Source organism: Bacillus sp. LNXM65, assembly GCF_002998575.1.
In the GTDB taxonomy this organism is placed as follows: Bacteria; Bacillota; Bacilli; order Bacillales; family Bacillaceae; genus Bacillus.
Genome location: NZ_PVRB01000004.1, coordinates 198,523 through 210,609, shown reverse-complemented (window position 1 = coordinate 210,609; position 12,087 = coordinate 198,523). Strand labels below are relative to the sequence as shown.

The 12,087-nt window shown below is 42.2% G+C and carries 16 protein-coding genes; all 16 read left to right on the top strand.

Annotated elements, in window-relative coordinates; genetic code table 11:
* The first annotated feature begins 116 nt into the window (after positions 1–116).
* The 16 genes from fur to C6Y03_RS09505 all read left to right on the top strand — a co-directional run bounded on the left by fur (position 117) and on the right by C6Y03_RS09505 (position 12,052).
* A complete protein-coding gene (gene fur / locus C6Y03_RS09580) occupies positions 117–569 on the top strand; it encodes a ferric iron uptake transcriptional regulator (RefSeq protein ID WP_003215577.1) in 453 nt (150 codons plus the stop codon).
* Positions 570–687: 118 nt separating this feature from the next.
* Positions 688–915, top strand: a complete 228-nt coding sequence (locus C6Y03_RS09575) for a YqzK family protein (protein ID WP_003215798.1) — start codon at positions 688–690, stop codon at positions 913–915.
* A 6-nt stretch (positions 916–921) separates the two neighbouring features.
* On the top strand, positions 922–1,812 hold the full coding sequence (gene xerD, locus C6Y03_RS09570) for a site-specific tyrosine recombinase XerD (RefSeq protein ID WP_106039226.1): 891 nt from the start codon (positions 922–924) through the stop codon (positions 1,810–1,812).
* Between the two features lie 151 nt (positions 1,813–1,963).
* Positions 1,964–3,148 (top strand): phosphopentomutase, encoded by a 1,185-nt coding sequence (gene deoB, locus C6Y03_RS09565; RefSeq protein WP_066030705.1) that lies wholly within the window; start codon positions 1,964–1,966, stop codon positions 3,146–3,148.
* 11 nt (positions 3,149–3,159) lie between these two features.
* On the top strand, positions 3,160–3,972 hold the full coding sequence (locus tag C6Y03_RS09560) for a purine-nucleoside phosphorylase (RefSeq protein ID WP_034661149.1): 813 nt from the start codon (positions 3,160–3,162) through the stop codon (positions 3,970–3,972).
* A 157-nt stretch (positions 3,973–4,129) separates the two neighbouring features.
* Positions 4,130–5,284, top strand: coding sequence for a D-alanyl-D-alanine carboxypeptidase family protein (locus C6Y03_RS09555; RefSeq protein ID WP_374955737.1), 1,155 nt, complete (start codon positions 4,130–4,132; stop codon positions 5,282–5,284).
* A gap of 162 nt (positions 5,285–5,446) precedes the next feature.
* Complete coding sequence (gene spoIIAA / locus C6Y03_RS09550; RefSeq protein WP_034661146.1) at positions 5,447–5,800, top strand: anti-sigma F factor antagonist; 354 nt, start codon at positions 5,447–5,449, stop codon at positions 5,798–5,800.
* Positions 5,797–6,237: an anti-sigma F factor gene (spoIIAB, locus tag C6Y03_RS09545; RefSeq protein ID WP_034661145.1), complete on the top strand. Its 441-nt coding sequence runs from the start codon at positions 5,797–5,799 to the stop codon at positions 6,235–6,237. The genes spoIIAA and spoIIAB overlap by 4 nt, the downstream gene beginning before the upstream one ends.
* A gap of 13 nt (positions 6,238–6,250) precedes the next feature.
* Positions 6,251–7,018 carry an RNA polymerase sporulation sigma factor SigF gene (gene sigF, locus C6Y03_RS09540; protein ID WP_106039225.1) on the top strand — a complete coding sequence of 256 codons (768 nt, stop codon included), beginning with the start codon at positions 6,251–6,253 and terminating at the stop codon, positions 7,016–7,018.
* A 114-nt stretch (positions 7,019–7,132) separates the two neighbouring features.
* Positions 7,133–7,753: a stage V sporulation protein AA gene (locus C6Y03_RS09535; RefSeq protein WP_060596767.1), complete on the top strand. Its 621-nt coding sequence runs from the start codon at positions 7,133–7,135 to the stop codon at positions 7,751–7,753.
* Complete coding sequence (locus C6Y03_RS09530) at positions 7,743–8,159, top strand: stage V sporulation protein AB (RefSeq protein ID WP_034661142.1); 417 nt, start codon at positions 7,743–7,745, stop codon at positions 8,157–8,159. The genes C6Y03_RS09535 and C6Y03_RS09530 overlap by 11 nt, the downstream gene beginning before the upstream one ends.
* Before the next feature lie 20 nt (positions 8,160–8,179).
* Positions 8,180–8,632 carry a stage V sporulation protein AC gene (gene spoVAC, locus C6Y03_RS09525; RefSeq protein ID WP_034661140.1) on the top strand — a complete coding sequence of 151 codons (453 nt, stop codon included), beginning with the start codon at positions 8,180–8,182 and terminating at the stop codon, positions 8,630–8,632.
* A 12-nt stretch (positions 8,633–8,644) separates the two neighbouring features.
* Entirely contained in the window at positions 8,645–9,661 is a 1,017-nt protein-coding gene (spoVAD, locus tag C6Y03_RS09520) for a stage V sporulation protein AD (protein WP_060596766.1), read from the top strand.
* On the top strand, positions 9,661–10,011 hold the full coding sequence (gene spoVAE, locus C6Y03_RS09515; RefSeq protein WP_007501045.1) for a stage V sporulation protein AE: 351 nt from the start codon (positions 9,661–9,663) through the stop codon (positions 10,009–10,011). Before spoVAD ends, spoVAE begins: the two co-directional genes overlap by 1 nt.
* Positions 10,012–10,017: 6 nt before the next feature.
* On the top strand, positions 10,018–10,626 hold the full coding sequence (gene spoVAEA, locus C6Y03_RS09510) for a stage V sporulation protein SpoVABEA (RefSeq protein WP_106036835.1): 609 nt from the start codon (positions 10,018–10,020) through the stop codon (positions 10,624–10,626).
* Positions 10,580–12,052: a spore germination protein gene (locus tag C6Y03_RS09505; RefSeq protein ID WP_034661136.1), complete on the top strand. Its 1,473-nt coding sequence runs from the start codon at positions 10,580–10,582 to the stop codon at positions 12,050–12,052. The genes spoVAEA and C6Y03_RS09505 overlap by 47 nt, the downstream gene beginning before the upstream one ends.
* The last annotated feature ends 35 nt before the right edge of the window (positions 12,053–12,087 follow it).

Genomic DNA, 12,087 nt, shown 5'->3' with positions numbered 1-12,087 from the left:
TTATAATCGTTATTAAATAATAATCAATTTATTTATCAATTTAAAATGATTATAGTTGGCTCTCAGCACATCATTTGATATAATGATCAAGTAATGTGGCGTAGGAGGGAAAGTCAATGGAAAATCGGATTGATCGAATTAAGAAACAGCTTCATTCTTCCAGCTATAAGCTCACGCCACAGCGTGAAGCAACAGTAAGAGTACTGCTTGAGAATGAAGAAGACCATTTAAGTGCAGAAGATGTATACCTCCTCGTAAAAGAGAAGTCTCCTGAAATTGGTCTTGCTACTGTTTATCGAACGTTAGAATTGCTAACTGAACTGAAAGTTGTTGATAAAATTAACTTTGGAGACGGCGTTTCGCGATATGATCTTCGCAAAGAAGGAGCCGCTCACTTCCATCATCATCTTGTCTGCATGGAATGCGGGACAGTCGATGAGATAGAAGATGATTTATTAGAAGACGTTGAAGAGATTATTGAACGTGACTGGAAATTTAAAATTAAGGATCATAGATTGACATTCCATGGTATTTGCCACCGGTGTCATGATGATGAATCCGGCAAATAATCCGAATTGGAACCTTTTCATTTAAGATGAAGAGGTTTTTTGCATTTTCGCTGTATATTCCTTGTCCCACCTGGCATATGCTGAAGTAATGAGAAGCTTGAGAAAGGACATGAAAATCATGCGAAAATGGCTCAAAACAACAGGTGAAGTGATGAAAGTATTCATCTTGTTCACTGGTTTTACCGTCTTGTTCTATTATGCTATGATATGGATAAATTCAGAATATGAAAGCTACCATCGTTATGATAAACCAGAGGGTGCAGCAATTAAAGTGATGGAAATGGATCAGCCGAATCAAGACAACTGGCAAGACCGATTGATTTATTTTTATCAAAACGGGGAGTAGAAATCATTGAACGATCAATTATCCGACTTTATTCATTTTATGACAGTAGAGAGAGGACTCTCTGAAAATACCATTGTTTCTTATAAACGAGATTTACAGAACTACCTTTCTTTTTTAATGACACATGAGCAGCTGACGGATATCAAAGATGTCACGCGCCTGCATATCATTCATTATTTAAAGCAGCTAAAGGAGGAAGGGAAATCGAGCAAAACGTCAGTGCGGCATCTATCCTCGATCCGTTCCTTCCATCAATTTCTGCTCCGGGAAAAAGTGACAACAGATGATCCGTCGTGGAACATTGAAACGCAAAAAACAGAGCGGAAACTACCGAAAGTTCTATCACTAGGGGAAGTCGAAAAGCTGCTTGATACACCAAATCAGCACACTCCGTTTGACTACCGTGACAAAGCGATGCTCGAGCTCTTATATGCAACAGGCATTCGCGTCAGTGAAATGCTGGATCTGACTCTTGCTGATGTTCACCTCGCAATGGGCTTTATCCGTTGTTTTGGAAAAGGAAGAAAAGAGCGGATTGTGCCAATTGGTGAAGCTGCTGCAAGTGCGATTGAAGAATATATCGAAAAGGGAAGAAGCAAGCTGTTAAAAAAACAGCCGGCAGATGCCTTATTTCTCAATCATCACGGAAAAAAAATGTCGCGGCAAGGTTTCTGGAAGAATTTGAAAAAAAGAACCATCGAAGCTGGGATTCAAAAGGAACTCACACCCCATACACTCAGGCATTCATTTGCAACACATCTGCTTGAAAACGGTGCAGACCTAAGAGCCGTGCAGGAGATGCTCGGACATGCCGATATCTCAACAACACAAATTTATACACATGTGACGAAAACAAGACTGAAAGATGTGTATCACAAATTCCATCCAAGGGCATAAGTAAAGCATGACACAGTGAACGTGTGTCATGCTTTTTCATGTTTGCACCGTTTATGGTTGTCAACCGGCTTGTAAACGGTTTATACTTGAGATGTCAGACCTCTCTTTTTGAAAGGTCAAAAGACAAGAATATTGAAGGAGGCGCTTTTTAATGCCTGATTATCAGTATAAACGCATTTTCCTCGTCGTAATGGATTCAGTAGGAATTGGGGAAGCACCCGATGCTTCTGAATTTAATGATGTAGGTGCAGATACACTAGGACATATTGCTGAAAAAATGAACGGGCTTCATATGCCGAATATGGCGAAGCTTGGGCTGAGCCATATTAAAGAAATCAAAGGAATTCCAGCGGATGAAAAGCCGCTTGCGTATTATGGGAAAATGCAAGAAGCATCAAATGGTAAAGACACAATGACAGGACACTGGGAAATCATGGGTCTTTACATAGACACACCGTTCAAAGTCTTTCCAGACGGATTCCCAGATGAACTATTAAATGAACTAAAAGAAAAAACAGGCAGAGGCATTATTGGAAATAAACCTGCGTCTGGTACTGAAATTTTAGACGAGCTTGGCGAAGAGCACATGAAAACAGGCGATCTAATCGTCTATACATCTGCGGATTCTGTGCTGCAAATTGCTGCGCACGAAGAAGTGGTGCCTTTAGATGAACTTTACCGTATTTGTGAAATTGCACGTGAACTCACATTAGATGAAAAGTATATGGTTGGACGTATTATCGCTCGTCCGTTTGTCGGGGAGCCTGGCGCATTTGTCAGAACACCAAACCGCCATGACTATGCTTTAAAACCATTTGACCGTACAGTTATGAATGAGCTGAAAGATGATGGGCTCGATGTGATTGCGATCGGCAAAATCTCTGATATTTATGATGGCGAAGGAATCACATCTTCTCTTAGAACAAAATCGAACATGGATGGAATGGACAAGCTGGTCGATACACTTAAAACAGACTTTACAGGACTCAGCTTTTTAAACCTTGTTGATTTTGACGCTCTTTACGGACATAGAAGAGATCCAGAGGGCTACGGAAAAGCATTAGAGGAATTTGACGCACGACTTCCTGAAGTGTTTGACCTGTTGAAAGAGGATGATCTCCTTGTGATCACAGCAGATCATGGAAATGACCCTGTTCATCACGGAACAGATCATACAAGAGAATACGTTCCGCTCATTGCTTACAGCAAAAAGCATCAGGGAGCAAATGAACTGCCAACAGCAAAAACCTTTGCTGATCTTGGAGCAACAGTTGCAGACAATTTCAAGTCAGCCATGCCAAAATACGGCACAAGCTTTTTATCTAAACTCAAATAGGGGGAAATCTCGTGGGAGCACAGTTTTCAGAAGCGGCGGCATACATTAAACAAGCATCGACAAACGTACCAACAGTTGGATTGATCTTAGGTTCAGGGCTTGGCATTTTAGCAGATGAGATTGAAAATCCAATCAAATTGAAATATGAAGATATTCCTGGATTCCCTGTTTCAACAGTAGAGGGTCATGCAGGACAGCTCGTCATCGGGACGCTGAAAGGCACTGTCGTATGTGCTATGCAAGGACGTTTTCACTTCTATGAAGGATATGATATGAAGCAAGTGACGTTTCCAGTCCGTGTGATGAAAGAAATTGGCATTGAGACATGCATTGTGACAAATGCAGCCGGCGGTGTGAATACATCCTTCCATCCAGGCGATCTCATGCTGATTACAGATCATATCAATATGATGGGGACCAATCCATTAATTGGACCAAATGACAGTCAAGGTGTTCGTTTCCCTGATATGTCTGCCCCATACGATAAAGATTTGCTGGCACTTGCAGAAGAAACAGCTCAGCGCTTAGGTATATCTGTACAGCATGGTGTTTATGCAGGGATGACAGGTCCTTCATATGAAACACCGGCTGAAGTTCGTTTCCTCAGAACACTTGGAGCAGATGCTGTAGGCATGTCAACTGTTCCAGAGGTGATTGTTGCGCGTCATGCAGGAATCAAAGTGCTTGGTATTTCATGCATTTCTAATGCGGCATCAGGTATTTTAGATCAGCCGCTGTCTCATGATGAAGTCATTGAAGTAACGGAAAAAGTGAAAGCGAGTTTCCTTGATTTAGTAAAAGATGTAGTCAAACAACTCTCATAGCATGTTTCAAGAAGCCTTCTGTTTTATCGACAGAAGGTTTTTTTATGGCAATCATACGATCTCTGAATAAAACAGCCTGTATGAGGAAAAAATAGAAAGGATTACGATAATGGAGGTCTGCCACTTGAAACGTCATATATGTGCATTGTTTATTTTAATGATCCTTATCTCAATGGTTTCACCATCAGCGATAGCAAAAGAAAAGATTGAAAAACCAGGAGAAAAACAAACATCAGAATTGGTGCACGAAGCCAAATCAGCGATCTTAATAGAACGTGACACGGGAAAAGTGCTTTACAACAAAAACAGCGATGAAAAGCTTGCACCCGCAAGTATGACCAAAATCATGACGATGCTTCTCATCATGGAAGCCATTGATCAAGGAAAACTGAAAATGACTGACAAGGTTAGAACAAGTGACTATGCAGCATCAATGGGAGGGTCACAAATCTTCCTTGAGCCTGGAGAAGAAATGACCGTGAAAGAAATGATGAAAGGCATTGCGATTGCGTCAGGAAATGATGCTTCAGTTGCCATGGCAGAGCATATTGCAGGGTCTGAAGAACAGTTTGTGGAGCAAATGAACAAAAAGGCAAAAGAACTCGGCCTCACCTCTACGGTCTTTCAAAACCCAACAGGACTTCCTGAAAAAGACCATTACAGTACAGCTCATGATATGGCAAAAATGGCAAAAGAGCTGTTGAAATATGAACAAATCACTAAATTCACAGGGGTCTACGAAGACTATCTCCGTCAAAACACGGATAAAAAATTCTGGCTTGTGAATACGAACCGATTGATTAAATTTTATCCAGGAGTCGATGGGTTGAAAACAGGTTTTACAGGCGAAGCCAAATACTGTTTAACTGCATCCGCTAAAAAAGGCAACATGCGCGTCATTGCAGTTGTCTTCGGCGCAAGTACACCGAAAGACAGAAACGCTCAAGTGGTCAAAATGTTAGACTATGCATTTAGTCAATACACCACTCACCCGCTTTACAAACGAGGACAAGATGTAGCGGAGATCAAGGTAAGCAAAGGGAAAAAGAAAAAAATTCAGCTTGTCACCTCTGAGCCAATCTCCCTTTTAACGAAAAAAGGCGAAAATGTGGATCAGATTAAAAAAGAAATCAAATTGTCTCAGGATGTCACGGCCCCATTCTCAAAAGGAACGGAACTAGGTACAATTGTCTTGAAAAAAGACGGAAAAGTGCTGCATGAAAGCCCTGTAGAAGCTAAAGAAGGAATGGAAAAAGCAGGCGTTTGGACTTTCTTGAAAAGAGCGATGGCGGAATTTGTGAAATGGAAATAAAATGTGAAAGGCTGCTGTAATTGGCAGTCTTTTTGCTATGAGTAAGAAGAAAAGAACATCTAAATGTGACGAATGGTCACTAGTTTTGTCATGGTGAAGGATTTACTTGATAAAAAAGAGAAACAATCTTTATCCGAAATTAGAGCAAGGAGGAATAAAAAGATGAGCCTTGAAATTGATTTTCAAGTAAAAGAGAGCGTACTTTGCATTCGGTTAACAGGAGAGCTTGATCATCACTCCGCAGAAACATTGAGACAAAAGGTGACGAATTATTTGGAAACAGAGGACATTCGCCACATCGTGCTGAATTTGGCTGATTTAACGTTTATGGACAGCTCAGGTCTCGGAGTGATTTTAGGAAGATATAAAGAAATTAAGCAGCTTGGCGGAGAAATGGTCGTCTGTGCTATCTCGCCAGCAGTGAACCGATTATTTGATATGTCTGGCTTATTTAAAATCATCCGTATGGAGCCTTCAGAGCAAACGGCATTGCAAACATTGGGGGTGGCATCATGAGGAATGAAATGAACCTGACCTTCTCTGCTTTAAGTCAAAATGAATCCTTTGCGAGGGTGACAGTCGCAGCGTTTATCGCCCAGCTTGATCCGACATTAGATGAATTAACAGAAATCAAAACCGTTGTGTCAGAGGCGGTGACAAACTCCATTATCCATGGCTATGATGGAAATCCAGATGGCAAGGTGCATATCCATGTCACACTTGATGACCATGTTGTGTACCTCACCATCCGTGACGAAGGCATGGGCATTACAGATCTTGAAGAAGCAAGACAGCCGCTATTCACCACAAAACCAGACTTAGAACGCTCTGGAATGGGCTTTACCATCATGGAGAATTTTATGGATGATGTCATGATAGACTCATCTCCAGAAATGGGCACGACCATCCGTTTAACAAAGCATCTATCAAAAAGCAAAGCGCTTTGTAATTAAAGGAGCTGCTCATATGGATGTGGAGGTAAAAAAGCAAGCAAAAAAAGCCCAGCTGTCAAATGATGAAGTCAAAGAGCTCATCAAAAAAAGCCAAGACGGTGATCAGCAAGCAAGAGACCTCCTCGTAGAAAAAAACATGCGTCTTGTTTGGTCCGTTGTTCAGCGCTTTTTAAATAGAGGATATGAACCAGATGATTTGTTTCAGATTGGCTGTATTGGACTGCTGAAATCTGTTGATAAATTTGATTTGTCATATGATGTGAAGTTTTCGACCTACGCTGTTCCAATGATCATTGGTGAAATCCAGCGATTCATTCGTGATGATGGAACAGTCAAAGTGAGCCGGTCACTAAAAGAACTTGGAAATAAAATTCGGCGGGCAAGAGATGAATTGTCTAAGTCTCACGGAAGAATGCCCACTGTCCAGGAAATTGCCGAATATCTTGATATCACACCAGAGGATGTCGTCCTCGCCCAAGAAGCGGTCCGCTCACCGACATCGATTCATGAAACCGTGTATGAAAATGACGGAGACCCGATTACATTGCTTGATCAAATTGCGGATCATTCAGAAGAAAGATGGTTTGATAAAATCGCTCTGAAAGAAGCGATCAAGGAATTAGAAGAACGAGAAAAACTCATTGTGTACTTAAGATATTATAAAGACCAAACACAATCTGAGGTAGCAGAGAGGCTCAGTATTTCACAAGTACAAGTCTCGCGGCTTGAAAAGAAAATTTTAAAACAAATCCAAATGCAAATGGATCAAAAAGACAGCTAGCCAATTAGGCTGGCTTTTTTTGTGTGGTAATTACCGGTAAATCAAGTTCTATCAGTATGAGAACCATTTTTCACCACATACTATTTTTAACCCATCGTATAGGAAGTGACTTGGATGGACGGACAAATCTTTCTTCGGCTGCGCCATCGAATCAAGACCGGTAATGATCAGCTTGTTTATTTAGAAGATATCGCCCAAATCACTGGTGATGAGTTTGCTGTGCAAAAGCTTAGCAAAATGCCGATATATCATGTCAGTAAAAAGGATCGTCACATCGCCGTTCTTGATATCATGCATGTGGTCAAAACGATCAAAAAAACATGGCCAGACATCGACATTCAAACCGTTGGAGGCGCTGAGGCCATTGTCGAAATTGATACAGGCAAACGCCAGCTTTCTCCCGTTTTATTTGTGTTTGTATGGCTCCTGTTATTTGTCGGAGCGGCGCTTGCCATTATGAATTTCCACGAGGATGTCAGTATGCGGCTCGTTCATATCCGCCTATATGAAATGATCACAGGAAAAACGGTTGAGCATCCTTATTTATTGCAAATTCCATATAGCTTCGGACTAGGCTTCGGCATGATTTTATTTTTCAATCATGTATTTAAAAAGCGTTTAAATGAAGAACCAAGTCCGCTTGAAGTGGAAATGTTTAAATATCAGCTCGATCTCGATCATTATGTCGCCCTCAAAGAAAATAAAGAGACAATGAAAGACATTCATGATCGGTAAGTGGCTTTTTGTCGTGCTTGTTGGACTTGGCGGCGGTTTAACGGTAGGAGCAGGGTTTGTGGCATTTCTCACAGTGCTGGGCATCATCCCTCGTTTAATGCAATTAACCAAAACGCAGCGCTTCATACAAGGGTACGAGGCGGCTGTCATCAGCGGGGCGGTCGTTGGCGGCTGGGCAACCTTAAGTCCAATACATTTGCATTTATCCAAATGGCTGGCACTTCCGATCGGTCTTTTAGCGGGCATCTTCGTCGGCATGCTTGCAGCTGCGCTGACTGAAGTATTAAATGTACTTCCTATATTAACGAAAAGAATTGGAATGGACGGGAAAATTGTTTTGCTTCTCATGGCCATTGTCTTAGGAAAGGTATTTGGTTCACTATTTCATTGGCTAATTTATATTTAAGAATTTGGAGGGAACAACACGTGTCGAGTTTAAAAGAGAACTATCCATCTAAGGTGAAAACGTATCAGCCTAAACCTCCTTATGTCCTCAACTGCATCAAGGCTTTTCTTGTTGGTGGATTGATCTGTGCCATAGGCGAGGGGCTGCAAAATTTCTATATTCACTTTTTTGATTTTAATGAAAAGACAGCAGGGAACCCAACCGTAGCGACCCTCATTTTAATTTCTTCTATATTAACTGGTATCGGTATTTACGATAGAATCGGCCAGTTTGCTGGAGCGGGATCCGCTGTCCCGGTGACAGGGTTTGCAAACAGCATGACAAGTGCTGCTCTTGAACATAGAAGTGAAGGGCTTGTGTTAGGTGTAGCCACGAACATGTTTAAGCTTGCTGGGAACGTCATTGTTTTTGGTGTCGTCTCGGCATATGTCGTAGGGATCATTCGATACATCTTGGAAAAGGCGTTTTCGTAGGAGGAATGAAACGTGAAACTAACAGGTAAACAATCTTGGGTATTTGAGCACAAGCTTTATGTCAATGCAGAAGGAACAGCTGCAGGACCGAAAGAAAAAGAAGGCCCGATCGGTCATCTTATTGATAAAACATACGACGAAATGCATTGTTATCAAAAGAACTGGGAAATGGCTGAAAGGCAGCTCATGGATGATGCGATATCAACCGCTTTATCAAAAGCAAATTTGCAAAAAAGCGATGTTGATCTTTTGCTGGCAGGAGACTTACTGAATCAAAACGTCACAGCAAACTATGTGGCAAGAGAACTTAAAATCCCGTTTCTTTGTTTATTTGGAGCATGCTCCACATCAATGGAATCGGTCGCCATTGCTTCGGCATTAGTAGATGGTGGTTTTGCAAAAAGAGCCATTGCTGCGACAAGCAGTCATAATGCGACGGCAGAACGCCAATTTCGTAATCCGACAGAATACGGCGGACAAAAACCAGATACAGCGACAAGTACAGTGACTGGGAGCGGGGCCGTTATTATCAGCCAAGAGCCCTCCCAAATTCAAATTACAAGCGCAACCGTGGGACGAGTTATGGATCTTGGGATTACAGATCCATTTGACATGGGGTCCGCAATGGCACCGGCAGCAGCAGATACCATCAAGCAGCATTTAGAAGATCTAGAGAGAACGGTTGACGATTACGATCTTATTTTAACAGGTGATCTATCTGGCATTGGCTCACCGATCTTAAAGGATCTGCTCAAAGAAGACGGCATTCAGCTCGGCCGAAAGCACGATGATTGCGGATTAATCATCTATACACCCGATCAAAACGTGTTCGCTGGAGGCAGCGGCTGTGCTTGTTCAGCTATTGTGACATTCAGTCACATCTTTCAAGAAATGAAGGCAGGGAATTTGCAAAGAGTACTGGTTGTCGCAACCGGGGCACTTCTCAGCCCGACGATGGTCCAGCAAAAAGAGACCATTCCAACCATTGCGCACGGTGTCGTATTTGAGCGTGCAGGAGGAGAGAGCTAATGGATTATCTTATCGCTTTTGTTGCAGGCGGACTTATTTGCGTCATTGGCCAGCTTTTACTAGACGTACTCAAACTTACGCCTGCACATGTCATGACCACCTTTGTTGTGGCGGGTACCATCTTAGACGGATTCGGTATTTATGATAAATTTATTGAATTTGCAGGTGCGGGCGCAACCGTACCAATCGTCAGCTTTGGTCATAGCTTGCTTCATGGGGCGATGCATCAGGCAGATGTACACGGGTTCATCGGAATCGGGATCGGTATTTTTGAATTAACTTCTGCTGGAATTTCAGCTGCGATTTTATTCTCATTTATTATCGCTCTTATCTTTAAACCGAAAGGATAACCTAATATGGGGCAAAGACGGAAAGTCATTTTAGTGACAGACGGAGATATATATGCTGCCAAAACCATTGAGCTTGCTGCTAACAAAGTCGGTGGACGATGTATTTCCAGCTCAAAAGGAAATCCAAGCAAACGGACAGGGCCTGAACTTGTACAGATGATTTTAAAAACGCCGTATGATCCAGTGTTTGTCATGTTTGATGATTCTGGCCTGACTGGTGAAGGAACAGGGGAGACGGCGATGAAACATGTTGCGCGTCACCCTGAAATTGAAGTCATTGGGGCGATCGCCGTTGCATCCAAAACGCATCAAGCTGAATGGACAAAGGTTCATGTTTCCATTGACCGGGAGGGTGAACTGACAGAATACGGTGTCGACAAGCATGGTCTTCCTGAAATGGAGCCTCATAAAATGAGCGGGGATACAGTGTATTGTCTTGACTCGCTCCATCTTCCGTTTGTTGTTGGGATTGGAGATATTGGCAAAATGGGACGTAAAGATGATCTGAGCAAGGGATCTCCGATCACAATGAAAGCAGTTGAATTAATTTTAGAAAGGAGTGGTTTCCATGAAGAAAGACAAGGTAAACGTGTACCGAGACCCGAAGAAAAATGAAGATTACTTCAAGGAAAATGTCGGAATGGGTCTCAGCTTTGACCTTGGCGTGCGGAAAATTTATATACACGATCAGGAAATCCAACTTTACTATGTAAATGGACTGTGTGATACACAGTATGTCATCTACTTATTAAAAGAGCTAATTGAAATCAATGACAACGAACCTGAATCAGATGATCTGGCACGTGTGGTCGAGAACCGTCTAGTCAATCAGCAGGTCTCAAAGGTTGAAACGCTCGATGAAGCGGTAGACCAAGTGCTGTCGGGGCTTGTGGCAGTTGTAGTAGAAGGTGAAAACTACGCATTTATCATTGATGTCAGAAGCTATCCTGGCAGAATGCCAGAGGAGCCGGATACAGAAAAGGTTGTCCGGGGCGCAAGAGACGGCTTTGTTGAAAACATTATTGTCAATACAGCGCTCATACGAAGACGGGTGCGAGATGAAAAACTGAGATACAAAATGCTCAAAGTAGGCGAACGTTCGAAAGCGGATGTATGTGTTTGCTACATTGAAGATATTGCGGACCCAGATCTTGTCGATATCATAGAGAAAGAAGTATCAGGAATCAAAGTCGATGGGCTGACGATGTCTGATAAAACGATTGAAGAATTCATTATTAAACAAGGATACAATCCCTTTCCCCTTGTACGCTACACCGAGCGTCCAGATGTCGCCGCTAACCATATACTAGAAGGTCATGTCATCATCATTACGGATACATCTCCTAGTGTCATCATTACGCCAACCACCATTTTTCACCACGTTCAGCACGCAGAAGAATACCGCCAGGCACCTGCAGTTGGTACGTTCCTAAGATGGGTACGCTTTTTAGGCATTTTATGTTCAACGTTTCTTTTACCAATTTGGTTTCTGTTTATCCTCGAACCAAGTCTTCTGCCGGATCATTTAAGCTATATTGGCTTTAATAAACCTTCTCATATCCCGGTCATATTACAAGTATTCCTTGCTGATTTTGGGGTGGAATTTTTAAGGATGGCAGCGATTCATACGCCAACCGCTTTGTCGACCGCTATGGGGCTGATTGCGGCTGTTTTAATTGGACAAATCGCCATTGATGTCGGTTTATTTACGCCAGAGGTCATCTTATACGTCTCACTAGCGGCTATCGGGACATTTACAACGCCAAGCTATGAGCTGAGTGTCGCCAATAAGATTGTACGACTCATCATACTAGCACTCGTGGCGATCTTTAAGCTGAATGGACTCATCATTGGTTTTACGTTGTTAATCATATATTTAACATCCATACGTTCATTGCAGACGCCTTATATGTGGCCGTTTCTTCCTTTTAATGGGAAAGCTTTATGGCAAGTGTTAATTCGGACGTCTGTTCCTGGCTCAAAAGTAAGGCCAAGCATCGTTCACCCTCAAAACAGATCAAAAATTCCGCCAAATTCTTAACGCTCATTGAAAGTGGCTGAAGATTGTGATATTGT

What these genes read in the sequence shown, in the direction of transcription:
- fur (WP_003215577.1), top strand. Translation starts at nt 117, where the DNA reads ATGGAAAATCGGATTGATCGAATTAAGAAACAGCTTCATTCTTCCAGC.
- C6Y03_RS09575 (WP_003215798.1), top strand. Translation starts at nt 688, where the DNA reads ATGCGAAAATGGCTCAAAACAACAGGTGAAGTGATGAAAGTATTCATC.
- deoB (WP_066030705.1), top strand. Translation starts at nt 1,964, where the DNA reads ATGCCTGATTATCAGTATAAACGCATTTTCCTCGTCGTAATGGATTCA.
- C6Y03_RS09555 (WP_374955737.1), top strand. Translation starts at nt 4,130, where the DNA reads ATGATCCTTATCTCAATGGTTTCACCATCAGCGATAGCAAAAGAAAAG.
- spoIIAA (WP_034661146.1), top strand. Translation starts at nt 5,447, where the DNA reads ATGAGCCTTGAAATTGATTTTCAAGTAAAAGAGAGCGTACTTTGCATT.
- spoIIAB (WP_034661145.1), top strand. Translation starts at nt 5,797, where the DNA reads ATGAGGAATGAAATGAACCTGACCTTCTCTGCTTTAAGTCAAAATGAA.
- sigF (WP_106039225.1), top strand. Translation starts at nt 6,251, where the DNA reads ATGGATGTGGAGGTAAAAAAGCAAGCAAAAAAAGCCCAGCTGTCAAAT.
- C6Y03_RS09535 (WP_060596767.1), top strand. Translation starts at nt 7,133, where the DNA reads ATGGACGGACAAATCTTTCTTCGGCTGCGCCATCGAATCAAGACCGGT.
- C6Y03_RS09530 (WP_034661142.1), top strand. Translation starts at nt 7,743, where the DNA reads ATGATCGGTAAGTGGCTTTTTGTCGTGCTTGTTGGACTTGGCGGCGGT.
- spoVAE (WP_007501045.1), top strand. Translation starts at nt 9,661, where the DNA reads ATGGATTATCTTATCGCTTTTGTTGCAGGCGGACTTATTTGCGTCATT.
- spoVAEA (WP_106036835.1), top strand. Translation starts at nt 10,018, where the DNA reads ATGGGGCAAAGACGGAAAGTCATTTTAGTGACAGACGGAGATATATAT.
- C6Y03_RS09505 (WP_034661136.1), top strand. Translation starts at nt 10,580, where the DNA reads ATGAAGAAAGACAAGGTAAACGTGTACCGAGACCCGAAGAAAAATGAA.